This window comes from Planomicrobium stackebrandtii (assembly GCF_030814955.1).
Classification (GTDB): domain Bacteria; phylum Bacillota; class Bacilli; order Bacillales_A; family Planococcaceae; genus Planococcus; species Planococcus stackebrandtii.
On the sequence record NZ_JAUSWB010000006.1, the window covers coordinates 310,261 to 332,000 of the forward strand.

Here is a 21,740-nt window from a genome sequence, read left to right on the forward strand (position 1 = left end):
CCTTTATTGTCGTTTCCTTCGAAATTTCCCGTTTCTCTCCCATACTAAACAAACGCTTCGGTTGTCTTTGATTTACGCAAAAAAAAAAGCTCCCTTTTCAGGAGCCTTTGTTGCTAAACTTGTTTAACCAATAACCCAGTTAAGGCATCAATAAAAAATTGATTTTCTTCTGGCGTTCCGACAGAAACCCGCACATACTCAGGCAAACCCCAAATTTTCCCGTATCGGACAATGACGCCTTTTGCCATCAACTCTTTGTACAGTTTTTCTCCATCTTCACCTATTCGAACCAATACAAAGTTCGCCATGCTTTCGATATATGTCAATCCCAGTTCATCGAAAGCTTTGTATAATTGTTCCCGGCCGGCTTTGTTGGCATTTTGGGAAGTCATTACATGCTCAGTGTCTTCAATTGCTGCTGTTGCTGCAATTTGCGCTAATGTATTGACGTTAAATGGTTCTTTCACCTTTAAAATCGACTGTATGATTGATTCAGAGGCAATTCCGAATCCAACCCGCACTCCGGCAATGCCGTAAATCTTCGAGAACGTTTGCAGCGTCAGGACCGGATATCCAGCATTGATGTACTCGATGCCGTTTGTGTAATCTGCAGCGTCTGCAAAGTGATTATAGGCAGCATCGATCACCACCAATACGTTATCAATTGCTTCCACCAGTTTATCCAGATCTGTTTTGGACATGTATGTGCCTGTTGGATTGTTCGGTGAACAAACGTAAATAATTTTAGTTTTCTCTGTAACAGCGGCAATCATTGCATCCACATTAAACTCGAAGCCTTCCGCAAATTTTACCGGAACAACTTTAGCGCCCATAATATGGGCGCCAAAATCATATTCGCTGAACGACGGAGACGGCACAATCACTTCGTCCCCTTCTTCAAGGAACGCTTCAGAAATCAGCGTAATCAATTCGTCTGCCCCATTGGTCGGAATAACTTGCTTCGGATTGACATGAAACTCGTTGGCAATCGCTTTTTTCAATGCGCTGGCATCTGCATCAGGATAACGGTTCAATTCTGCCAAGCCATTCTGGATGGCTGCTACCGCTTTTGGAGATGGGCCATGTGGATTTTCATTGGAGGCCAATTTAATGACGCGTTCCAATCCCAATTCTTTCTGCACTTCCCAGATCGGCTTTCCTGGCGAGTAAGGCTGGATTTTTTCTAAAGTTTTGCGTGCTTTAATATTATTTGAACTGGTCATTGAAATTCCTCCAAAAGATGTAAGTGATGGATCATTATTTATATTCTTATAATCATATCAGCCTCGGCGGGCAAATCAACTGAAAAAACCGCGAAGTATGGCAAGCTTCTTCTAATTCGGCCAAAGCGATGGGTGGATACATGAGTTTTAAACTTGGGCAGGAAAAGAATCATCTCCAAACTAAGCGTTTTTCAAGACTTTTCCCCTCTCCCCCCTTATTATACAGAATTGCGGCATTATTTGAACACACTTATCCAACTATTTGTGCGGGATAATGAAATATGGTTTACTGTTAAACAGACTAAGATATAGAGGAGTTTGGCCATGATCAAGAAAATGAAATTCGCATTTGCCCCTTTTCTGCTATTGCTGACACTGGGCGCATGTTCTGGTAATGAGGAGCCCGCTCCTGCAGAAACTTCAGAAGAAGCAACAGCCGAGACAGCCCCTGCAGAATCATCACTTGAATTGCCGGCCCAGGAAGATGTCGTGGTCATTGTGGACGGGGAAGAAATTTTAGGCAATGTCTACAATAGTGTAGCACGCCAGCTGGAAACGACATTGGCATCCCAAGGACACTCCACATCAGACGGCACTGGTGAGATGGTAAAGGAACAAGCACTGTCTGTACTGGTGGGCAATAAAGTGATTTTGAATGACGCAGAGGAAAAAGGCTATCAAGCTGACGAAGAGACTGTTAAAGAACGCCTCGAAGATTTGAAAGGGCAATTTGAATCGGAAGAAGCTATGAACGAAGCGTTGGAGCAAACCGGTTTTACACTGGACGATATGGAAATGCAGCTCCGTGAACAACTAGTATATGAAAAATATGTTGCAGAAGAAATCAAACCAGCTGAGGTAACAAGCGAAGAAGTACAGGAAGCTTACGATGGTTTTGTTGAGACTTCTGAGGAAGAAGTTCCTGCCTTGGAAGAAATGGAACCGAACCTCCGGCAGTCTCTTGAGCAGGAAAAAACACAAAATGCAGTATTCACACGCATCGAAGAGTTGAAAGAATCTGCTGAAGTGGAAGTCAAGATATAAATAAAAGCATCCTGCTCAAAATTGAGCAGGATGCTTTTTGGAATTAGGCCAGTTTTTCTGAACAGTAGGCAAGAATTTCTTCTTCTTCCTCGTCTTCGAGTCCGAATTCAAGCGCGCCTCTTGTTTGTTTGTCAATAAAGTTGTAATGCGCTATACGGGCACCGGTTTCTTCTGCAGCTATAATGACGCGCAGTTCCAGTCCGCCCTCGGTATATAATTCATCATCTTCATCAACTTCGACATTCAACAAAAACTCGTAGCGATCACCTACCATGATGCCTGTAGGGTCGTTGATTTTGTGGAATACATAATCTGTAATTTGCATTGTAACACCTCCGTTCTTCTATTCTAGCGTGTCCGCGCCTTTTTGGACAGTTGCATGGCAAAATAAAACGTTTAATGCGATATCAAAAGGGAACATATATGGGGTGAAGACAATTAAAGGAGTGGAATCGAATGAACGTATTAGTTATTGGAGCAAACGGTCAAGTCGGCCGCAACGTTGTCAAAGAATTAGCCGAATCAAACCACAAAGCTACTGCCATGGTCCGCAAAGAAGATCAGGTAGATAAAATGAAAGAACTTGGAGCTTCCAAAGTAGTACTTGCGGATCTCGAGGAGGATTTCAGCGAGGCATTTAATGGCGTCGACGCTGTCATTTTTGCAGCAGGTTCCGGCCCTTCAACAGGAGCTGACAAAACCCTCACCATCGATTTATGGAGCTCTGTCAAAGCAGCCCAGTATGCAAAGGATAAAGGCGTGAAACGTTTTGTACAATTAGGTTCCGTGGGATCAAATGATCCGGATGCCGGCGGCGAGGCAATGAAGCCTTATCTCGTAGCCAAACGGACGGCGGATGACTTGCTGCAGGCAACCGATTTGGATTACACGATCGTTCGCCCTGGAGCACTTTCAGACGAAGACAAGTCCGGGAAGATTGAAGTGTCTCTCAAAGGGTTTTCTTCTTTAGAAGGAAGATCTATCCCAAGAGCGGATGTTGCACACGCCCTAGTCGAAGTGCTTGACCGCAGCAATACTTACAACAAAGTGTTTGAAGTACTGCAAGGCGAGCAGCCAGCCAGTGAACAATTAGATTCTTTATAGAACAAAGCCGAATAGCAAGTAAAAAAGAGCGGATGGATTTCTGCTCTTTTTTGTGTTAAAATAGGCATTACGATAACTAGAGGACGTGATAAGCATGATTAATATTCAACCACCAAAAGCGGATGTGACGATTACACAGCGCAAACAGGAAATTACAGGTGACGAAGCTGTCATCAAACCATTATTCGGCTTTATCGATCTGCACGATATTCCACGCGATAAAGGCGGCATCATCCAATTTTTCAACCACAGCGGAGAGCTGTTGTTTGTCGGAAAAGCCCGCAAACTTCGCCAGCGTGTGAAAAAACATTTCGAAGATTCGGTTTCGCCGTTGAAAAACCATCGCGAAGAAGTATACCGCATCACCGTCTCTATCGTGGAAGACCCAATGGAGCGCGATATTTACGAAACGTATTTGATCAACACACAAAAAGCCAAATACAATGTGGATAAAGTCTTTTATCAAGAACAAGAATAAGAAAAACGGAGGCCCTTGGGCTTCCGTTTTTTTCTTTAGTTACTCTGTCAGCCATTTTTCAAAATAATGATGGCTATGCCCTTCCGGAAAATCTTTTATTGCACCAAATTCCGAGAAACCCTGCTTTTTGTAAAATTCCGGGGCTTGAAAACTTAAGGTATCAACGATCATCAATCGATGGCCTTTGCTGCGTGCATAAACTTCCGCTTGAGCCATCAGCTTTGCGGCAATGCGCTGGCCTCTGGCGGCTGGGTCAACCCACAGAAAATCGATGTGCAAATGCCGCCAAAAACCAGTAGCTGTCAATCCCCCTATAATTTCTTCCGCCTCGTTGCGGACAATAAAACTCATTTGTTCAATTGGAGATTTTTCTTCTCCAGGCAAACTGGCATTATTGTATTCGACGACCTTTTTCCGAATAAAATCACGATCTTCCGCCACTTCCTGCTGAATGATTTTCATTAAAATGCTTCCTCCTCTTAGTTGATCCAATTGCCTTTTTCCATTTTCTCATTGTTCACTTCTTTTGTGCATCTTCTTGTGCTGCAATGTTTTAATTTACCATTCAAAAGGAATACAGGGTTAATAACTACGTTTTTTGGAGGAACCCATATGTCGTCATATATAAAAGAAAGTACATCCGCCCGCTGCCAAAGCGAATATGATCCACTCCGGCGCGTACTGCTTTGCCCGCCACGCTATATGGAGATAAAAGATGTCATCAATGACGTACAGAAAAGATACAAAGATGAAAACATCAATGTGGACAAAGCGCTCCATCAGCACAATGAGTTTATCCAGGCATTGAATGACCAAGGCATACAAACTGATTTGATCGAGCCTTCTGAAGAATATCCTGAACAAGTTTTCACACGCGACATCGGGTTCACCATTGGGGATACGGTCTTTGTCAGTGAAATGGCTTCTGAAATCCGCCAAGGAGAAGAACAGGAACTTCGAAAGTGGATGGAGGCACATGACATCAACTTTAAACAGCTGACAGGCCACCGCATTGAAGGCGGCGACGTCATTATCGACCGCGACACGGTTTTTGTTGGCGTCAGCAGCCGTACTTCAAAAATAGCCATCCGTGACCTGCAGCTCCAATTGCCGGATTTTGAAGTAATACCTGTTTCTTTTAATGAAAAATACCTTCACCTTGACTGTGTTTTCAATATCCTATCGCCAACTGAAGCACTGATTTTTCCGGAAGCGCTCGACATGGCTACTGTCCAGATGCTTGCAGAACGCTATACACTGATCCGTGTCAACGAAAAAGAACAGTTTGCACTCGGCACCAATGTATTGTCCATCGGCGAACGAAAAGTCTTCAGCCAGCCGCAGAATCAACAAGTCAATAAGCAATTGACCGCCCGCGGCTTCCACGTAATTGAAGTTGATTATTCGGAAATCATCAAGTCAGGCGGGGCTTTCCGCTGCTGCACCATGCCATTGATCCGTGCGTAAGCGTTTGATCCGATATGAACAGCCAATCGCCTTTTCAAACCACAATAAAAATCCCAAGCCGCAATGGCTTGGGATTTTCTTTATTCTACTGAGGGCTTACCGCTTTTTGATTTTGCAGGACCTCTTCAATAAACTCTTTCATCAACTCCCCCCCGTTCGGCGTCCCGATCGATTCAGGATGGAACTGGATGCCGTAAACGGGATAGTCCCGGTGTTTGACAGCCATGATCGTGTCATCATCCAGTGCCCGCGATTGGACAACTAAGCAGTCCGCCAAGGTTTCCGGTTCCAGTACCAGTGAGTGATAGCGCATGACCGGCAATGGCTGCGGCATGTTTCTAAACAGCCCCTGATGGTCGTGCGATACATCGGAGACTTTGCCATGGCGGATAAACGGAGCCTGGACAACCCTGCCTCCAAATGCCGCACCAATCAGCTGCTGCCCCAGGCAAATTCCTAGAATCGGAACTGATCGATGCAACTCCTGAATCAGCTCAATCGAGTCCGGCAATTCCAGTGGATGGCCTGGCCCCGGTGACAGGATGATGGCTTGCGGATTTTTCGCTTTGATGTCATCGATGGTCAGAACACCCGAACGGACCACTTCGACTTCAACCCCCATAGCAGCAACAGCCTGATAAATGTTATAAGTAAACGAATCGTAATGATCGATTAATAAAATCATCCGAACACCTCCGTAAGAGAACGCGCCTTATGCAGCGTTTCCTCGTATTCTGCCTGTGGATCCGAATCAAAAACAATGCCGGCCCCCGCTTGGACATGGACCATTTCATCCTTGACTACAAAAGTGCGGATCGCCAATGCGACATCCAGGTTGCCATTGAACCCTAAGTAGCCGATAGCTCCTCCGTAGACCCCTCTGCGCTCTTCTTCAAATTCCTGTATCAATTGCATCGCCCGCACTTTAGGAGCTCCTGAGACTGTCCCAGCTGGCAAACAGGATACCAATGCATCTAACGGGTGCATTTTGTTGTCGAGCTCACCTGTCACTTCCGACACCAGATGCATCACATGCTGGTATTTTTCGATGACCATATACTTTGGCACTTCAACCGTTCCAATTTGCGCGACCCGCCCTACATCATTGCGGCTGAGATCCACCAGCATTTTGTGTTCTGCCTGTTCTTTTTCATCCCCGGCCAGTTCTTCCGCCAAACGTTCATCTTCATCTGCAGTCCTGCCGCGTTTACGGGTACCGGCAATCGGATTGGTCACCATATGGCTTCCCCGGATCGTCAGCAAGCTTTCCGGCGAAGCTCCTACAATGGCATAATCGTCGAAATCGATGAAGAATTGATAGGGAGACGGATTTTGTTTGCGCAACTTCCGATACAAGGTAAATGCATCTCCTTTGTAGCTCGCAGACAAGCGCTGCGACAAGACCAGCTGAAACACATCGCCTTTGCGGATATGGTCTTTGGCCTGCTCCACCTGTTCGCGGAAAAGAGCATCGCTGGTTTTGGAATTGAATTGCAGGGATGCTTGGTCTGCTGCCGCTGTTGAAGGTTCCGGTACAGACAGTTGCTGCTCGATTTCATCCAGCTTGTCTTCAAACGATAAAATTGTCACATCATTTTTCACATGGTCGAATACCACGATGGTTTCATATATCTGCAAGTGAATATCAGGCATCTGCAGGCTGTCTTCCTTAGGTGCTTTGATCGGTTCATAAACTTGAATGGCATCGTAGCCGATATAGCCGAGGGCGCCGCCTGTAAAAGGCAGGCCTTCCACCTCCGCTTCATAACGGGGCATCAGATTTTTAATCAGCTCCAAAGGCTTGCCGTCATGCACTTTTTCGGCACCTGTCCGGAAATCGATTTCCCGCAATTGCTGGCCGTGTCCGATATATCCGATCGACGGGTTTGCTGCGATAAAAGAATAACGCCCGGTGACACTGGTCTTCAATGAACTTTCAAGCAGGCATTTGCGTTCTCCTGCCAACCGGTTAAACACCGCAATCGGCGTCAAGGAATCTCCATCAATTTTTCTCGTCTTCATTTTGTTGCTCATCTCGACTCATCTCCATTTCCTAGAAGGCAGGCGGACGTTTAGAGTGTCCAGCGCTGCACCATTGGTTCTGTTTTCTTGCTGAAAAATAAAAAAGCCTCTGCAGGAACAGAACTGTTCCTTGCAGAGGACGGAATGACCGCGGTACCACCTCATGTTAAAGCCGACAAAGCTTTCACTTGATCCCTGATAACGTGGGGAAACGGATTCTTCTACTGACTTTTTCAAAGAATCACTCATAAGCCCATTCACTCAGACACCCCGCCAGTTTCCACCTGCCACTGGCTCTCTTTGAGAGGTTGATCTGCGCTACTCTTCTTACTCATCGATTTAGCTCTGCTATGCTCTGCTCCACTGGAATTCGGCGGTGTCGCTTCCGACCCCTTCAACCGCAATCCGTACATAAAAGGTTGTGCCCATCTTATTCAATTTGAGCCTTTTTGTCAACTAAAAACATGACTTATTTAGATAATTCTGTATTTACCAACTAGATTAAGGTATAAATAAAGTAAGCGTTTTTAACTTTTAAAATAGAGGGAGGACAAGACGATGAAAAATCATTCATTCTTAACACCAGGAATTTTAGCCATAGGTTTGCTGCTTACCGGCTGTGCTGGTGAAAGTACGAGCGATACAAGCAACGAAGGCGGAGAAGACAGCACCCAGATAAGCTTTATTCACTGGAGAGGCGAAGACAAAGCTGTATTGGATGATATCATTGCCCAGTTTGAAGAAGAGAATCCCGATATTTCAGTGGAAATGACCATTTATCCATCTGAGCAATATCAGGCTACCGGCCAGCGCCTGCTTCAGGATGGTTCGACCGGAGACGTCTTCACATCCTTCCCTGGCGCACAATTTGAAGCGATCGCCAGTGCCGGCTTATTTGAAGATTTAAGTGGTGAGGATTTTGTTTCCAATTTTGATGAAGAACTGATCACTGTTGGGCAAAAAGACGAGGCTCAGCTTGCGCTTCCTTATCAGCTGGTATTTAATATGCCGGTCTACAATAAAGGCATGTTTGAAGAATTGGGCTTGGAAGTACCGAAAAGCTGGACCGAGTTTCAGGAAATGGCTGACACACTTCTTGAAAACGACATTACGCCCATCGCCTTTCCCGGAGCCGATATTGGCCCTAACCAATTTATGAACAGCATGATGATGAACAATGCACCCGATGAAGATATTTTCGAAAAACTTCAAAATGGCGAAGAAACATTGACCAACGAATGGTGGGTCAAGACACTGGAAGATTTCCAGCTGCTTGAACAAAATGGCTATATCCAGGACGATGCACTCGGCACATCCCAGGATTCCGCAATGGCGATGGTCGCCAATGAAGAAGCCGCTATGCTTGCAACAGGATCTTACCATATGTCCGCTTTGCTCGGCCTGAACCCTGATCTTCAGCTGGATCTAATGGCACCGATCACAGTTGAAGAAAGTGAAGCCGTCTATGAAGGCATCAATACCGCCACTTTCATGTTGGCTGTCAACAGCCAGTCGGAGAAAAAAGAGCAGGCAAAAGAGTTTATCGCATTCCTCAGCCAGCCTGAAATTGCTTCGCAATATGCCAATGAAACTGGCCAGCATCTGACGGTCAACGACGTGGAATACGAATCAGAAGTGCTTCAGAATACAGCTTATTGGATCGATGAAAGAACAACCCGTTTCCAGCCGCGCTTCTTGATCACCAACGCTCAAATTGAGGCAGCAGTGCTTGGCTCCATCGAAAACGTACTGGGCGGAGCAGACCCGATGACGGCCGCTGAAGAAGCGCAGCAGCTCGTAGACGAAAACAGGGAATAATGAGATGAAAATTTCTAAATCCATCTACTTATTCTTTTTACCAGGGCTTCTGCTCTATGCGATTTTCTTTATTTACCCAACAATCAGCGCCTTGTTTTATTCGTTTACCGATTGGGATGGCCTCAGCCAAAGTTTCCAATTTGTCGGAATCAGCAATTACGAACGTGCCTTTACAGGAGATACGATTTTCCGGAAGAGCATCGGGAATAACCTGAAATTCATGCTCGTTGTTGTGGTCTTCCAAACACTCATTGCTTTGGCTTTCGCCTTGATTGTTCTGAAAAACAACAAAACCACCATCTTTTTGCGTGCATTATATTTTTTCCCGACCATCTTGTCATCTGTCTCAGTCGCCTTTATCTGGTCGTTCATTTACGATCCTTCACTTGGCATCCTGAATCAGGTACTGGAGCTGGTCGGTCTTGGATTCTTGGCTCAAAACTGGCTTGGAAACGCTGATATCGCCATCTATTCCCTTGCTGTGACGCAAGTCTGGTTCCATGCCGGCCAGATGCTCATCATTTTCGTAGCAGGTCTGCAGGCGATTCCGGACGAGTTGTATGAAGTGGCAAAAATAGAAGGCGCCAACAAATGGCAGACGTTCCGAACCGTAACGTGGCCCCTATTGGCACCATCTGCCACAATCGTCATTGCCTATACCACTATCCAGTCGTTCAAAGCATTCGACCTGGTCTTTGCGATGACAGGAGGAGGCCCGAATAATTCAACCGAAATTGTAGCCACCTATATTTTCGACATCGCATTCAGAAGCTATCAATTTGGCTATGCGAGTGCCATTTCGGTTATTTTCATGATCATCATTGCGATCATTACCTTCCTGCAGTTCAAAGCCCTGCGTTCTGATCGAATCTCTTATTAAGAAAAGCAGTAAAGACTCGGCAATAAAATAAAAAAGAGCGAAAACTTATATTTTCCTACGCTTTAAGAAAGGAGGGCAACAGCTTGTTCTTCCGAAGATTTTCTTTACTCATCTATGCACTGCTGATTTTAGTTCCTTTGCTGATTGTAGTCTTGACTTCCATGAAAACAATTCAGGAAACGTTCAGAAATCCGCTTGGCTTGCCCGAGGCTGGAATCCAGTTCGGAAACTATTCAGCGATTTTCCAGGAACAGACAATGTCCGGATATTTCATGAACAGTACGATTGTGACTTTGTTTTCCGTGTCTTTAACGCTGTTTTTTGCATCGTTGATCGCCTACGGCATAATTCGGCTCAATAACTGGATCGGAAATTTCATATTTATCTTGTTTACACTCGGTATGATGGTTCCGGCACAGGTCAGTATGATACCGCTCTACTCGCTGATGCTCGACCTTAGCCTGACAAACAGCCTGGTTGGGTTGATTCTTGTTAACATTTCGACCACTATGCCAATTGCCGTCTTTATCTTGACCGGATTTATGAAAACCTTGCCAAGGGAATTGTTTGAAGCTTCAACAATAGACGGGGCTGGGAACTGGAAAATCTACTCCAAGGTGGCGATCCCATTGTCGCTGCCATCCTTATCGGCTACCGCTATTTTCCTGTTTGTGATGCACTGGAACGACTTGCTCTATCCTTTGCTGTTTATTACGGACAATGCCTACAAAACCCTGCCGCTCGCTTTGCTCGAGTTCCAGGGCGAATATTCAACCAACTACCCAATGCTCTTTACAGGCGTCATCATTGCTTCTGCGCCAATGGTCATCGCCTATGTCTTCCTGCAGCGCTACTTTGTCGCAGGCATGACCGCTGGTGCTGTAAAAGGGTAACTAAAAGGACGGCCTGCTCTTCAATGAGCAGGCCGTCCTTTTTTTTATTACCAAAACACCGGTTTTCCGACCATAAACCAAAGCATCAATAAGAGCAATAAAATATAAATCCATAAGGAACGGCTGAGTTTCTTGACGAGCAGCAATTGGCTAACTTCACCGCCAAATTGGCGAAGAATAGGCGTAAAAGCGCGCGCCAAGAAAAAAACAGAAGCAGCCATTACGGCCAGCGTACAGACAATCCATGGAGTTCCCCATTCCCACGGGCCTTGCCAAATCAGCAGAATTCCCGTTGCCACCAGTACATGTCCTGCATGTTTAACCAGACGCGTAGCCGATTTGAACGTTGTGATATGTGAAACAAGCACATCGCCAGCCGCTGTTTCCATTCGTTTGACTAAAGGAAGCAATACAAAAAATGGGCCGATGGATAAAACCGCACTTAAAATATGAGCGTAAAGCATGATTGTATACATCGCTTAACTATTCTTTTGCCATTTGGAATTCGTGGACCCACACAGTCATTTCAGGCAGCCACGGCATGCCGGGATGGAAGGATAGGATGGACTGCTTGTACTCCTCAACTGTCGCATATCCTTCCCGAAGAATCATTTCGTCTGTTAACTCACCCAGTGTCTGCTGGTATACCTGGTCCACAACAAATCTCTTGTCGTCCAGCACCATGATCTCCCCTATATCTGCGTAACGGCCATTTCTGCGTGTTGCCGATTTTGTTCCGGCTAGAACTTTTTCTACATCGTGCTTATTGGTTACGAGCTTTTCGATCGTGCAAGTTTTTGGCGGCAATTGCTGGCCTTTTCTTTCTGGCATTTTGGTTCCACCTCTCATCATTCTTTTTCAGTATAAGCTTTTCTGCTTCCTAATTCACGGCAAAAAAAAACGCCCTGATGATATCAGGACGAATCTTAAATCATTTTGCAAATACGTGCTTGCCGATTTTAGTGATTGTCGTACGTGAGAAAATCCACGTATCCGTCACTCCACTCCGATTGTAATAATAAGTTGCGCCCATTGATGGATCTGAACCTTTAAAAGCTGCTTTCACTGCCTGGTAGGCAGAAGCGTTCGGCTTCAAGTTGTATTGGCCGTCATTTATAGCAGTAAACGCATTCCGCTGGAAAATGACATTGTATGTATTGTTTGGAAACGCCGAAGAATCTAGACGGTTCAAGATGACTGCAGCTACTGCTACTTGTCCTGTGTAACTTTCCCCACGTGCTTCTCCGTGTACAACACGTGCCATCATGTCAACTTCTGAAAGTTTTGCGCGCGTCATTGAACCTGTAAATCCTGTATCGGGAACATTAAAATCACGCTGAAACTGAATAACTGCATTTTTCGTGATAGAGCCATAGTAGCCGGTAGGTGTTGTATTGAAATAACCCAATTTTTTAAGCGTTGACTGAAGTTCGGTTACATCTTGTCCGGAAACGCCTTCATGCAAGTCTGGAGAATGCGCTTCTGCAGAGTTTTGAGAAAAACCTATGAATAGAACTGTAAATAAGGCAAATACCAATACTTTTAAATTTTTCATGCTTTCTCTCCCTTCTATTCCAAGAATCAACAAATGATTCTTCTTAACAGTATATAATTGGAATTGTAAGAATTCAATCCCTCGGACTACTTAAATTCTGATGATTGAATGACCAAAAGTAATAGTTTGTTGATTTTAAGTAAAAAAAGAAGAACAATTCTTTGAATAAATTAGGCATTTTCACTTAGAAAATCGAAAAAATAGCAAGGATCCGCTTTGCACCATACTCAAAAGGCCATCGAGCAATACTCGATGGCCAGAAAAATGGAATTTATTTTCTTTCGTAATGCAGCTGCGCAAATTGTCCATACGACTTTACCGACTTAAGCTTTAAAGGAATTTCAAAATCTAGTTCCCGAAACAATGGTATCCCTTTTCCAATCAAAGTAGGCGCAATGGAAATGATCCATTCATCGATTAAGTCCTCTTCTAAAAACCCATGAAGCAGGCTGCTGCCGCCAATTACCCAAATGTCTTTTCCCGGTTGGGCCTTAAGGTCTTTCGCGAAGCTGGCGATGTCTTGACTCGTAAACTTTACAAACGGATCGTCCTGATGGGCAGCAGATGTAAAAACGTAACTGGCCAATCCTTGATAGGGAAACTCTCCATCTTCCGCATCCATTACCCAATCATAGGTTCTGCGTCCCATGACCACAGTATCGATGGTCTCCATAAATTCAGCATAGCCTGCGTCGCCTTCTCCTTCGACTCTAAACAGCCATTCAAGAGAATCGTCTTCAGTCGCAATATAGCCGTCCAGACTAGCCGCAATATAACAGACAATCTTCCTTCTATTCTCCATGATTGCTTCCTCCTTATAAAATTTTCATGAAAAAAGGCCTCAGCATAAAACTGAGACCACTCATTTATTTACTTTCCAATTCTGCCATCGCTTTATGTGTTTGTGGAAAACCGTTCGCCTGCCATTCAGAACGATAGGCAGAATCCAACTGGGTCAATCCAATTTCCGCTTCGTCCGTATCAGCGTTGACACTTTCTTCATGATCCACTTCAGTACTATTCCTCATATCATTGTCTTCATAAACCCAGATTTTTTTAGCTTGGTTTTTTTTGTAGGCAGTCAGCAAAAGAATGCTGCCGGCCATTGCTGCTCCTGTATAAATAAACTTTTTCGTGTTGTTCTTTTTCATTGGTATCCCTCCGGTTATCTTCATTGTTTCTGTATCTTCTTCAATTCCCTTTTTCCTGAAAATTAATCCTCTTCCCGTGTCCGTCAGACGGCTCGGTTTCGACGGAGAGAAGTTTATTTGGTAAAGTGAAAAGAAAGAAACTGACTGGAGGCGTTCTAATGAAGAAGATTGTTATTGTTTCAGACACACATATTCCATTCCGCGCCAAGAAGTTGCCACAAAAACTATTGGATGCATGCCAAGAGGCTGATTTTATCATCCACGCCGGAGACTGGCAGACATTGGATGTTTATCACGAACTGGCAGCCTATGCAGAAATCGATGGCGTCACCGGCAATGTCGATCCATGGGAAATCCTCGAGAAGTTCGGCAGGAAAAAAATCCTCACTTTCGGGGAGTTAAAAATCGGTATTGTCCATGGAGACAGCGACAGGAAACCCACTGAGCAGCAGGCTTATGATACTTTTGCTGATGAAGGCGTGGACATCATTGTTTTCGGTCATTCCCATACCCCTGTCATGCGGGAAGTTGACGGTGTGACACTGTTTAACCCCGGTTCGCCGACCGATAAGCGCAGACAAGCCCAATTTTCCTTTGGCTTGCTGGAAATCGGCGATTCATGGGAATTAAAGCATGTCTTTTTCGATAAAGAGAGCAGCTGAAAAACAGACCTTCTCAATGAAGGTCTGTTTTTTCTTTGCAATCTTTTATCAGCACAAATCCAAGCTGTTTTAATGCCGACTCTAAGTTGGCTTCAATCAGTACATCTTTCAGTGCAGCGGCAAAATGAGGGACTCCCAATGCCATGAAGGGTTGGATTCCGGTAATGACCGGTGTTACCCCGATCACTTTAAGAATATTGACAAGCTTCAGCAAGTATTCCCCAACGACAGAGTTGATCTGCAAAACACCAGATACATCAATAATTAAATAATCCATTGACTCTTTGCTGCATTTATCAAGCACATGGTCGATAATGACCTGTGCCCGCGGCGCCGTAATGTCGCCAATCACCGGAACAATAGCTACGCCTTTAGTTACCGGAACTATTGGTGCGGTCAATGTTTGAATTTGATCGTTCGCTTTTTCCAGTTCCAGTACGTAAGTCAACAGCGTCGACATCATTTCGAAAGTAGTAAGTTGTTCTTCAGAAAGCTTGTAGTATCGATCATCTAATCCGCAAATGGTTCCATAAACCGTCCCGTCATTGTAATAAACCGGAACTCCAACGAATGTGCCGCTTCCATAATTTGCAGTAATGTCCATAGAGCGGGTCAGCTCGTTTTCGGAAACATCTTCTATAACTAATGCAGAGGGGCCATGATTAATGCTTAAACTGCAAAAAGACTGTGGAAGAGGCATCGAACTGCCTTCTTCAACCAGATCTTTGCTGGAGTTATGCACTTTAATAATATTATTTGTCAGTCCATCATTTTTAGCAATGAATATGGAATTGATTCCAATTTGTTTGCTCAGCAGCTGCAGGATATAGGCGGCCGCCTCATCAAAGTTACTGAAATTTCGTTTCTTTTGAGTGCTTTCCACTGTCAGTCCCCCGTTCTTTTGGCTGATCCTTGTTATCTATAATGAAGTGTTAAAGTTTAGAAATTGATACCAGACAGCCAACAAATCGTGTTAGGCCCTAAATACTAGATCTGCATGAACTAACAAATTTTAAGCATCTATAATAAGAGGTGAACTCTTACTTTACTTTCTTAGGAGGCAACCCTGCCTGTGTTTTATATTAATTATACAGTTAAATCCATTATTTTTACATTTAATTTGAGAAACAAATCTACTAGAACGCAAAGGGTTCATCTTTGATTCGATTAGGGTATATGAGTAAAAACAGTATTTGGAGGCGGGAAAATGACAAATGAACTGGATATCCTTGTATTGGAACAATCTGATACAATGATTTATTTTAGATGGACAGATACTGATGATGTCTGCCGCGTAAAACGAGATGAACAAGTCATTTATACCGGCACACAGAATCTGCTTAAAGACACCGGTTTGAAAAAAGGCGAATTGTATACCTATACCATCGAGCGGCTGGATGCTTCAGGCCATTGGACAGATAAAATCAAACTTCATACAGGAACAGAAAACCCGAAAGCGGACAGCATCAATCGCCTTGAGGAAATTGTTCTCACCACCATTGTTTCCAAAGAAAGAATTTCTTTGGCATGGGGGGAAATCGAAGGCATTGCAAAATTCGATATTTATCGAAATGGCCAACTGATTGAAACGGTTGAAGGGAATCAATATACTGATCGCCAAGTTCCAATGAGCCCGGAATTTACTTACTGGATTCGCGGAAAACGGCCAGTAGCCCGTTCTGAAGAAAGTTTCAGCGAAGAAAAGTTCACAGTGGCCAAGATATTCGGCGCCTTGAATTGGAACTCCACTAAGGATAAAGCTGCAATGGAAAAATTTTGGATGACCAAAAAAATTGCTTCTTTGGATGCTCTGCTGTCTGATGAGGAAAAACCAAAAATATACCCAGTCTGGCATTTCCGTTATCAAACTTTCTTGCCTGATTTGGTTTTAAAAAATCCAAATCTTTTATCGCCTTTTCCTTATTTCCAGGGGGATGGCAGAAAATTTGACCCTGAATCACTCCATTACCGGACGCGAGTCAATTTCACTGTCGACTTAAAAGAAGAAGAATCATCATTTGCTTACGATAAAGATGTTGGCCCTACCATCGGCTATAATTGGCGGAAAAAATTCAGTAAAGCAGATGTGGCTTCTGCTGAAGGAATTAAGTTGGAAAAGATTGATGAAACCGGCCATAAAGTTTCCATTACATTAAAACATGGCGTCGGCAACCCGATCACTACTTCGCCCAATATTGATTATAATGTGTCGGCCGCCTTTTATCGTGATGGTAGCTATGACATTATCGGAATCCATGATCAATCACCGAACCATGAAGTCTATTTAAAGTTTGGCGATGATGGCAAATGGATGGACATCCACCAAACTGAAAGCGAAGGGCTGGCCTTTATGGCAGACCCCATTGCCAGCCACTATTGGCGGATATCCAATTTCTACTGATATTCTCTGATTTTACTTTACCATTGATAAAGCCCGAACCGGAGTAGATTCCGGATTCGGGCTTTATCAATTATCGAAGAAAGGACAACTTTCAGCTTTTCATCCATTGTCCAGACTCTAAGCTCAGCTCTTCGGCATGTAAGCCACTCTGGCTATGCGGCTGAAAACCCGCCGTTTCGCCAAATCGCCTTACACCTGTCAGGGCTGAACAGGCACTTTCGCTTTTCTTATTATTTGTCTAAAAATCGTTTACGGATGTGAGGCGGCGGCAGCATACAGCTGTCCAGTTTGCCGAACACTTTGTAACGGTTTTTGGCTACGACATCATATGCACCATCACGGAGTGCACGAGGGAATGGTTTCAGATAAAATGCCAGCTTCCAAAGGCCTGTTAAATGATTCGAAATCATTAAAGCGCCTTCAGATTTTACATATGCCTGTCCATCCTTTATCAATACAAGGCTGTCCACATCTTCTGGCACCTTGTGCTTTTTAGAGAGTTCCTGACCAATCTCACTTTGCAATGAAGCAAATTGATAATAGCCGGCCGGATCATGATTTATGATAAACTGAACGCTCGAATCGCAAAAATTACAATCTCCATCAAATAATACAACGGCATGTTCCATATCGGTTTCCTCCTTTGGAAAAAATGGTTCTGTTATGTAAATAGCCTCTTTTGCCTTTATTGAAACACCTCTTCAGTCGAAACTGTTCCTTGGTGAAAAAATAGTTTCCAGCCTTTTCTCCTTTTTTTCCAGACAGAACTTCGGTTTGTCAGTATTTCTGTGTTCCGGTTATAAAGCTGATACGTAGTCAAAACTGCAGATGGCCCCAATTCATGCAGGGCAAAACATTGTATTTCCATTGAATCTGGGTTTAAAATATGATCTCCGCTAAGCTCTGAACGTTTGATGACTCCACCAGAGCTGCCAAATTCAAAAAACTCATCGTCCAGTACTTCTCCCAACTTTTCCATCGAAATCCGGACTTCTGGCCGCAAGTGACTGCATTCGAGCTCGTAGAACTTCTGGGTCAGCTTATCCATATATATTCTCCTCCATCATTTCCCGGGAAATGTTCCTTGTTAAAAATGCCCCTCTTTGCCTAAGGGCAAAAGGGGCATTTCCACTTATTTATCGTCTTTAAAGAACTTCTGTGGATCTTGATCCGGTTGATCCTGCGGAGTGTCCGATGATCCAAAATCTTCAACATCTTCAAAGCTGTCCTGGTAATCCCGAATCGCACCGTCTTCTTTCTCAACCGGCTGGGATGTAGAAGCACGCAGCACATCTTCTTCCGGCGGCCGTGTTTCAAGATCTGGCTTTTGATCAGCATGATCTATGCAAGTCAACGCGGTCGGCAATGCTTCCAACCGTTCAAACGGAATGTCTTTGCCGCACACGGCACATGTTCCGTATGTCCCATCTTCGATGGCTGCCAAGGCAATTTTGGCGTCTTCCAGTTCTTCTTCTTTAAACTGGGTCATCGCCATGCCGCGCTCCTGATCGTATAAATCGGTGGCGTTGTCAGCGGGATGGTTGTCGTAATTTGAAAGCTCCGTCGATTCAAACTCCTCTGTATGCTCAACACGATCTTCCAGTGATTCGACCTGATCTTCCAACTGTTTTTTCAATTTCTTTACTTGTTCGGCTTTCATCTAATTTCCTCCTCAAAAAACTCACTTATCCTCTATATTGCCTTTATTGGGGAAATCAAACCTGGAAGTACATTGAGCTTTGCCGTCTTTCCATTTAAAAATCATCAAATCGATCCAACAAACTTAATAAATAATCGTCCAACCGATGGCGCATCAGCTCATTGGACAGCCCGGTCATACCAAAGGCTTTCCAGCCCGGATAAACGACTGGTGAACCATCAAGGGTATCCGTCAAGGAAACGAGGTCCCAATATGGATCATAAGTAAATGAGCTGCCAGCATGGCGTTCATAAGCCGCTAAGAAATCATTGGCAACAGAAGTGCCATAAAGCTGGGCCAGGTTGACACGGCAATGCCCGACATCAATTCCCGCCGGTCCCCGGCAAGCATTCACCCAGTCTACGATGGCGCTGACCCTGCCGTTTTCCCACAGTACATTGGCAGGGTGAAAATCCCGGTGAATAAAACATTCAGGAGCTTCGGGACGGCTTCCAGCGACGATATAAAAAGCACGCATCCAGTCATTCTGCACCTTGGACCATGTCGGTTTTTCCAATAAGAACGCATTGTTGTAGGAGAAATACTCATAAGGAAAGCCTTCTGGCTTGGTTTTATGCAGATGTGCCAGAGAGGCAGCCAAACCTTCCAGCCAGTTTTCGTCATTGGATGGCTGAAGCACGACCGATCCGGACAATTTAGTCATCAATACCGCAGGCACCTCGCTCGCCTCTCCCGTCTCATCATATGCGATCAAATGGGGGACAGGAAGGCCCGCCTGTTCAGCGAATTGAAGACTATCCGCTTCATGCCTCGCCAAATCAGGTTCTTTCTCCAACCAATCAGCTTTATGAAAAAGCCGCAGTACATAAGACCGGATCTCGTCTTTTTCCCGGACATCCAATTCAAACAAAGTTGAGGAGGTCCCTCCAGTCAGCGGCTTGATGCTTGCCAGCTCTGCTGCAGCTCCCAATTGTTCTTGCAGCCATTCCATTGATTGTGCCGGCAATCCGTTCCATTCGTTTTCAGCCATCCTTGCCGCTCCTTTCTGCCTATCTTTTAGTTTCAGTGTACCATGAACAAATGAGCACTCCATAATTTAGGAGTAAGACAAATAATCTGCAACACAGCAGCTTGTTTTCTGCAAAAAACCTTATTAAGGCCGAACCATCTATTGCTTCCACACATTCAGTTTCTATTATTATTGCTGCTATTTTACCGAAATTGACTGATTGACAACGAATAGCAAGTCTTATACGATAGATGAGGAAAAAGTAAATAACCCGGCAACGGGAGAGGTTCATAGCATTTCACCCTCTATAAAAAACTATGGATTGCCGAAACTCCGCCAAATCCACATGCGATTTGGCTTTTTCTTTTGTCCGTTTTTTATAGCCCTCTTCCAAGCCGGCCATCTAAAGGAGGCCGTTTTTCATGGCAGGAAGAAACGAAGAAACGCTAGACCATTTATCATTGCTTGGCAATCAGAATACCAAGTATAAATTTGAATACGATCCGGAGATTTTGGAGCCGATTGACAATCTCCACAGCCGCGATTATTTCGTGAAGTTTAATTGTCCTGAATTCACATCACTTTGCCCGCAGACAGGACAGCCTGATTTCGCGACCATTTATCTTAGCTTTATCCCTGACAAGAAATTAGTGGAAAGCAAATCACTGAAGCTTTATTTGTTCAGTTTCCGAAATCACGGAGATTTTCATGAAGACGTTGTAAACATTATCATGAATGATTTGATCAAATTGATGGATCCCCGCTATATCGAAGTATGGGGGAAATTTACGCCACGCGGCGGTTTGTCGATTGATCCTTACACAAACCACGGCAAACCTGGAACCAAATACGAAGAAATGGCATCTTACCGGATGATGAATCACGACTTGAATCCGGAAACGATCACCAACCGATAAGGAGCAGAGCAGATGTTACTTTATCTGAATGGCGCATTTGTCGGCCTGTTGATCCTATCTAATATTTTGGCAGTGAAATTGTTCAGCATCAATGAATGGGCTGTTTTGCCGGCTGCTGTCATTGTCTACGTCTTTACGTTCCCGATTACCGATACAATTGCGGAAGTATACGGCAAAGAAGCTGCGCGGCAAACCGTTACGGCAGGGTTTATCACACAGCTTTGCGCACTGGCTTTTATTTTTTTCGCCATCCATTTGCCGGCTGCTCCGTTTTTCGCGGATCAGGAATCTTTTGAAGCTATTTTTTCCGCAGGTTTCCGGGTCACCCTGGCAAGCCTTGTCTCTTACTTCATCAGCCAAAACCTGGATGTCACCATTTTCCATAGTCTCAAACAGCGGCATGGCGAATCTCGTTTATGGCTGCGCAATAATGCCTCCACGATGACCAGCCAATTAGTCGACACGAGTATTTTTATTACCATCGCTTTTTATGGCACTATGCCAATCGGCGCATTGCTTGGCATGATTGCGACACAGTATGTATTTAAACTGCTGGTGGCCGCAGCTGACACGCCATTTGTTTATTTGCTGGTCAAGTTATGCAGACGCGAACAATTGTCAGGCAAGCAGATTTATGGAAACCAAAAACCGGAAGCTCTCTAATAGAGCTTCCGGTCAGAGTGTAGACAAAAGAGGTTTTGGGATGGGGACATTCCAAAACCTCTTTATTTTTTTGCGGTGATCGGTGTATGGCTCTTGATTTGGCCTTGGGAGAGCGTCGAAGTTAGCTTATTTCGGCAGCTTTCCATGTCCACTTGGCCGTCTTTTTTAAGTTCATCGATGCGAAAATGAGCATCGCCTGCATGGACAATTTCTTCAGTCCCCTGAGCGTTGTCCAACGCATGCCATGCTTTTCTTTTGCATCGGCGAAAATGCGTTCAATCGTTTCCTTTCGCCTTGCATAAATGACTTTGACCGGTTCCGTGAGCCGAAGACGTTCGGCTTCTTCGATATACCCATGCCAAATATGTCGCGTGACCACCTTTTGGTGGTTCTTACTTTCCGTACACTTTGCCAACAAGGAACAAGTCGCGCAAATGTGGGGGGTGGATTTGTATTCGCGATACCCCTCTTTATTGGTTGTGGAATAAGCCAACCGTTGTCCAGCTGGGCATCGGTACCCATCCAGTTCTTCGTTATACGCGTAGTCGCTTTTCCGAAAGAACCCTTTTTTTGTTCGCGGTCGTGTGTAAGGCAATGCCGGGGTCATGCCCTTGCGAAGTAAGTACCGGGCAATCGCCGGGGTTTTATAGCCAGCGTCTGCCGCGATAGCGAGTGGCTTCCCGAAAGACCGAATGACTTCGCCCACTAAGGGTTCCAAGAGGTGGCTGTCATGAATATTTCCTGGGGTTACGCAGGCACCGAGGACGAAACCGTTGCGGTCAGATGCCACATG

27 protein-coding genes, 1 riboswitch and 1 other annotated feature are annotated in these 21,740 nt (G+C 44.7%); of the genes, 11 read left to right on the top strand and 16 right to left on the bottom strand.

Annotation, left to right across the window (positions count from 1 at the left end; all coding sequences use genetic code 11):
- Positions 1-113: 113 nt before the first annotated feature.
- The gene (gene hisC / locus QOZ98_RS13275) at positions 114-1,223 is read right to left on the bottom strand and encodes a histidinol-phosphate transaminase (protein ID WP_308787905.1); all 1,110 of its coding nucleotides are present in this window, start codon (positions 1,221-1,223) and stop codon (positions 114-116) included.
- A gap of 324 nt (positions 1,224-1,547) precedes the next feature.
- Between hisC and QOZ98_RS13280 the strand changes: the two genes are divergently transcribed.
- On the top strand, positions 1,548-2,267 hold the full coding sequence (locus tag QOZ98_RS13280) for a SurA N-terminal domain-containing protein (protein WP_308787906.1): 720 nt from the start codon (positions 1,548-1,550) through the stop codon (positions 2,265-2,267).
- Between the two features lie 43 nt (positions 2,268-2,310).
- Here the strand turns inward: QOZ98_RS13280 and QOZ98_RS13285 are convergent, their stop codons facing one another.
- Complete coding sequence (locus tag QOZ98_RS13285) at positions 2,311-2,592, bottom strand: DUF6509 family protein (protein ID WP_142827516.1); 282 nt, start codon at positions 2,590-2,592, stop codon at positions 2,311-2,313.
- A gap of 131 nt (positions 2,593-2,723) precedes the next feature.
- Between QOZ98_RS13285 and QOZ98_RS13290 the strand changes: the two genes are divergently transcribed.
- Positions 2,724-3,371 (top strand): SDR family oxidoreductase, encoded by a 648-nt coding sequence (locus QOZ98_RS13290; protein WP_308787907.1) that lies wholly within the window; start codon positions 2,724-2,726, stop codon positions 3,369-3,371.
- Between the two features lie 94 nt (positions 3,372-3,465).
- Positions 3,466-3,849 carry a nucleotide excision repair endonuclease gene (locus QOZ98_RS13295; protein ID WP_142827518.1) on the top strand — a complete coding sequence of 128 codons (384 nt, stop codon included), beginning with the start codon at positions 3,466-3,468 and terminating at the stop codon, positions 3,847-3,849.
- 39 nt (positions 3,850-3,888) lie between these two features.
- On the opposite strand, the gene QOZ98_RS13300 is transcribed toward QOZ98_RS13295, so the two are convergent.
- Positions 3,889-4,311 carry a GNAT family N-acetyltransferase gene (locus QOZ98_RS13300; RefSeq protein WP_308787908.1) on the bottom strand — a complete coding sequence of 141 codons (423 nt, stop codon included), beginning with the start codon at positions 4,309-4,311 and terminating at the stop codon, positions 3,889-3,891.
- Between the two features lie 150 nt (positions 4,312-4,461).
- Between QOZ98_RS13300 and QOZ98_RS13305 the strand changes: the two genes are divergently transcribed.
- The gene (locus QOZ98_RS13305) at positions 4,462-5,316 is read left to right on the top strand and encodes a dimethylarginine dimethylaminohydrolase family protein (RefSeq protein ID WP_308787909.1); all 855 of its coding nucleotides are present in this window, start codon (positions 4,462-4,464) and stop codon (positions 5,314-5,316) included.
- An 85-nt stretch (positions 5,317-5,401) separates the two neighbouring features.
- Here QOZ98_RS13305 and QOZ98_RS13310 read toward each other — a convergent pair whose 3' ends face one another.
- Entirely contained in the window at positions 5,402-6,001 is a 600-nt protein-coding gene (locus QOZ98_RS13310; RefSeq protein ID WP_308787910.1) for an anthranilate synthase component II, read from the bottom strand.
- Positions 5,998-7,350, bottom strand: coding sequence for an anthranilate synthase component I (gene trpE, locus QOZ98_RS13315; RefSeq protein WP_308787911.1), 1,353 nt, complete (start codon positions 7,348-7,350; stop codon positions 5,998-6,000). Before trpE ends, QOZ98_RS13310 begins: the two co-directional genes overlap by 4 nt.
- Positions 7,351-7,470: 120 nt before the next feature.
- Positions 7,471-7,682: a binding site (T-box leader), on the bottom strand.
- 214 nt (positions 7,683-7,896) lie between these two features.
- Between trpE and QOZ98_RS13320 the strand changes: the two genes are divergently transcribed.
- The 3 genes from QOZ98_RS13320 (at position 7,897) to QOZ98_RS13330 (ending at position 10,929) form a co-directional block, all read left to right on the top strand.
- Positions 7,897-9,156, top strand: a complete 1,260-nt coding sequence (locus QOZ98_RS13320; RefSeq protein ID WP_308787912.1) for an ABC transporter substrate-binding protein — start codon at positions 7,897-7,899, stop codon at positions 9,154-9,156.
- 4 nt (positions 9,157-9,160) lie between these two features.
- Positions 9,161-10,036, top strand: coding sequence for a carbohydrate ABC transporter permease (locus tag QOZ98_RS13325; RefSeq protein ID WP_308787913.1), 876 nt, complete (start codon positions 9,161-9,163; stop codon positions 10,034-10,036).
- Between the two features lie 83 nt (positions 10,037-10,119).
- On the top strand, positions 10,120-10,929 hold the full coding sequence (locus tag QOZ98_RS13330) for a carbohydrate ABC transporter permease (protein WP_308787914.1): 810 nt from the start codon (positions 10,120-10,122) through the stop codon (positions 10,927-10,929).
- A 47-nt stretch (positions 10,930-10,976) separates the two neighbouring features.
- On the opposite strand, the gene QOZ98_RS13335 is transcribed toward QOZ98_RS13330, so the two are convergent.
- The 5 genes from QOZ98_RS13335 to QOZ98_RS13355 all read right to left on the bottom strand — a co-directional run bounded on the left by QOZ98_RS13335 (position 10,977) and on the right by QOZ98_RS13355 (position 13,635).
- Positions 10,977-11,405 (bottom strand): hypothetical protein, encoded by a 429-nt coding sequence (locus QOZ98_RS13335; RefSeq protein WP_308787915.1) that lies wholly within the window; start codon positions 11,403-11,405, stop codon positions 10,977-10,979.
- A 7-nt stretch (positions 11,406-11,412) separates the two neighbouring features.
- Complete coding sequence (locus tag QOZ98_RS13340) at positions 11,413-11,760, bottom strand: ASCH domain-containing protein (RefSeq protein WP_308787916.1); 348 nt, start codon at positions 11,758-11,760, stop codon at positions 11,413-11,415.
- 100 nt (positions 11,761-11,860) lie between these two features.
- A complete protein-coding gene (locus tag QOZ98_RS13345) occupies positions 11,861-12,484 on the bottom strand; it encodes a cell wall hydrolase (protein ID WP_308787917.1) in 624 nt (207 codons plus the stop codon).
- Between the two features lie 271 nt (positions 12,485-12,755).
- The gene (locus QOZ98_RS13350; protein ID WP_308787918.1) at positions 12,756-13,286 is read right to left on the bottom strand and encodes a dihydrofolate reductase family protein; all 531 of its coding nucleotides are present in this window, start codon (positions 13,284-13,286) and stop codon (positions 12,756-12,758) included.
- Between the two features lie 64 nt (positions 13,287-13,350).
- Entirely contained in the window at positions 13,351-13,635 is a 285-nt protein-coding gene (locus tag QOZ98_RS13355; RefSeq protein ID WP_308787919.1) for a hypothetical protein, read from the bottom strand.
- Positions 13,636-13,793: 158 nt separating this feature from the next.
- Between QOZ98_RS13355 and QOZ98_RS13360 the strand changes: the two genes are divergently transcribed.
- Positions 13,794-14,297, top strand: a complete 504-nt coding sequence (locus QOZ98_RS13360; RefSeq protein WP_308787920.1) for a metallophosphoesterase family protein — start codon at positions 13,794-13,796, stop codon at positions 14,295-14,297.
- 13 nt (positions 14,298-14,310) lie between these two features.
- On the opposite strand, the gene QOZ98_RS13365 is transcribed toward QOZ98_RS13360, so the two are convergent.
- Complete coding sequence (locus QOZ98_RS13365) at positions 14,311-15,180, bottom strand: STAS domain-containing protein (RefSeq protein ID WP_308787921.1); 870 nt, start codon at positions 15,178-15,180, stop codon at positions 14,311-14,313.
- 324 nt (positions 15,181-15,504) lie between these two features.
- Between QOZ98_RS13365 and QOZ98_RS13370 the strand changes: the two genes are divergently transcribed.
- Positions 15,505-16,698 (top strand): DUF3238 domain-containing protein, encoded by a 1,194-nt coding sequence (locus QOZ98_RS13370; RefSeq protein WP_308787922.1) that lies wholly within the window; start codon positions 15,505-15,507, stop codon positions 16,696-16,698.
- A gap of 230 nt (positions 16,699-16,928) precedes the next feature.
- Here the strand turns inward: QOZ98_RS13370 and QOZ98_RS13375 are convergent, their stop codons facing one another.
- From QOZ98_RS13375 to QOZ98_RS13390, 4 genes are all read right to left on the bottom strand, one after another.
- Positions 16,929-17,327 (bottom strand): thiol-disulfide oxidoreductase DCC family protein, encoded by a 399-nt coding sequence (locus tag QOZ98_RS13375; RefSeq protein WP_142827533.1) that lies wholly within the window; start codon positions 17,325-17,327, stop codon positions 16,929-16,931.
- 56 nt (positions 17,328-17,383) lie between these two features.
- The gene (locus QOZ98_RS13380; protein WP_308787923.1) at positions 17,384-17,746 is read right to left on the bottom strand and encodes a nuclear transport factor 2 family protein; all 363 of its coding nucleotides are present in this window, start codon (positions 17,744-17,746) and stop codon (positions 17,384-17,386) included.
- An 84-nt stretch (positions 17,747-17,830) separates the two neighbouring features.
- Positions 17,831-18,358, bottom strand: coding sequence for a TraR/DksA C4-type zinc finger protein (locus tag QOZ98_RS13385; protein WP_308787924.1), 528 nt, complete (start codon positions 18,356-18,358; stop codon positions 17,831-17,833).
- 94 nt (positions 18,359-18,452) lie between these two features.
- A complete protein-coding gene (locus QOZ98_RS13390; protein ID WP_308787925.1) occupies positions 18,453-19,388 on the bottom strand; it encodes a phosphotransferase family protein in 936 nt (311 codons plus the stop codon).
- A 256-nt stretch (positions 19,389-19,644) separates the two neighbouring features.
- A riboswitch (PreQ1 riboswitch) is annotated at positions 19,645-19,692 on the top strand.
- A gap of 97 nt (positions 19,693-19,789) precedes the next feature.
- On the opposite strand from QOZ98_RS13390, the gene queF reads away from it, so the two are divergent.
- Positions 19,790-20,284 carry a preQ(1) synthase gene (gene queF, locus QOZ98_RS13395; RefSeq protein WP_142827537.1) on the top strand — a complete coding sequence of 165 codons (495 nt, stop codon included), beginning with the start codon at positions 19,790-19,792 and terminating at the stop codon, positions 20,282-20,284.
- A gap of 12 nt (positions 20,285-20,296) precedes the next feature.
- Positions 20,297-20,947 carry a queuosine precursor transporter gene (locus QOZ98_RS13400; RefSeq protein ID WP_308787926.1) on the top strand — a complete coding sequence of 217 codons (651 nt, stop codon included), beginning with the start codon at positions 20,297-20,299 and terminating at the stop codon, positions 20,945-20,947.
- 121 nt (positions 20,948-21,068) lie between these two features.
- Here the strand turns inward: QOZ98_RS13400 and QOZ98_RS13405 are convergent.
- Positions 21,069-21,740 (bottom strand): transposase (locus QOZ98_RS13405; protein ID WP_308787927.1); only part of this gene is annotated, 672 nt, incomplete at its 5' end.

Coding starts and splice junctions, on each gene's coding strand:
- QOZ98_RS13290 (WP_308787907.1), top strand. CDS start 2,724: ATGAACGTATTAGTTATTGGAGCAAACGGTCAAGTCGGCCGCAACGTT.
- QOZ98_RS13340 (WP_308787916.1), bottom strand. CDS start 11,760: ATGCCAGAAAGAAAAGGCCAGCAATTGCCGCCAAAAACTTGCACGATC.
- QOZ98_RS13380 (WP_308787923.1), bottom strand. CDS start 17,746: ATGGATAAGCTGACCCAGAAGTTCTACGAGCTCGAATGCAGTCACTTG.
- QOZ98_RS13390 (WP_308787925.1), bottom strand. CDS start 19,388: ATGGCTGAAAACGAATGGAACGGATTGCCGGCACAATCAATGGAATGG.
- QOZ98_RS13305 (WP_308787909.1), top strand. CDS start 4,462: ATGTCGTCATATATAAAAGAAAGTACATCCGCCCGCTGCCAAAGCGAA.
- QOZ98_RS13370 (WP_308787922.1), top strand. CDS start 15,505: ATGACAAATGAACTGGATATCCTTGTATTGGAACAATCTGATACAATG.
- QOZ98_RS13355 (WP_308787919.1), bottom strand. CDS start 13,635: ATGAAAAAGAACAACACGAAAAAGTTTATTTATACAGGAGCAGCAATG.
- QOZ98_RS13400 (WP_308787926.1), top strand. CDS start 20,297: ATGTTACTTTATCTGAATGGCGCATTTGTCGGCCTGTTGATCCTATCT.
- trpE (WP_308787911.1), bottom strand. CDS start 7,350: ATGAGCAACAAAATGAAGACGAGAAAAATTGATGGAGATTCCTTGACG.
- QOZ98_RS13285 (WP_142827516.1), bottom strand. CDS start 2,592: ATGCAAATTACAGATTATGTATTCCACAAAATCAACGACCCTACAGGC.
- QOZ98_RS13325 (WP_308787913.1), top strand. CDS start 9,161: ATGAAAATTTCTAAATCCATCTACTTATTCTTTTTACCAGGGCTTCTG.
- QOZ98_RS13360 (WP_308787920.1), top strand. CDS start 13,794: ATGAAGAAGATTGTTATTGTTTCAGACACACATATTCCATTCCGCGCC.
- QOZ98_RS13320 (WP_308787912.1), top strand. CDS start 7,897: ATGAAAAATCATTCATTCTTAACACCAGGAATTTTAGCCATAGGTTTG.
- QOZ98_RS13310 (WP_308787910.1), bottom strand. CDS start 6,001: ATGATTTTATTAATCGATCATTACGATTCGTTTACTTATAACATTTAT.
- QOZ98_RS13280 (WP_308787906.1), top strand. CDS start 1,548: ATGATCAAGAAAATGAAATTCGCATTTGCCCCTTTTCTGCTATTGCTG.
- QOZ98_RS13300 (WP_308787908.1), bottom strand. CDS start 4,311: ATGAAAATCATTCAGCAGGAAGTGGCGGAAGATCGTGATTTTATTCGG.
- QOZ98_RS13385 (WP_308787924.1), bottom strand. CDS start 18,358: ATGAAAGCCGAACAAGTAAAGAAATTGAAAAAACAGTTGGAAGATCAG.
- QOZ98_RS13375 (WP_142827533.1), bottom strand. CDS start 17,327: ATGGAACATGCCGTTGTATTATTTGATGGAGATTGTAATTTTTGCGAT.
- QOZ98_RS13350 (WP_308787918.1), bottom strand. CDS start 13,286: ATGGAGAATAGAAGGAAGATTGTCTGTTATATTGCGGCTAGTCTGGAC.
- QOZ98_RS13345 (WP_308787917.1), bottom strand. CDS start 12,484: ATGAAAAATTTAAAAGTATTGGTATTTGCCTTATTTACAGTTCTATTC.
- QOZ98_RS13295 (WP_142827518.1), top strand. CDS start 3,466: ATGATTAATATTCAACCACCAAAAGCGGATGTGACGATTACACAGCGC.
- QOZ98_RS13335 (WP_308787915.1), bottom strand. CDS start 11,405: ATGTATACAATCATGCTTTACGCTCATATTTTAAGTGCGGTTTTATCC.
- hisC (WP_308787905.1), bottom strand. CDS start 1,223: ATGACCAGTTCAAATAATATTAAAGCACGCAAAACTTTAGAAAAAATC.
- queF (WP_142827537.1), top strand. CDS start 19,790: ATGGCAGGAAGAAACGAAGAAACGCTAGACCATTTATCATTGCTTGGC.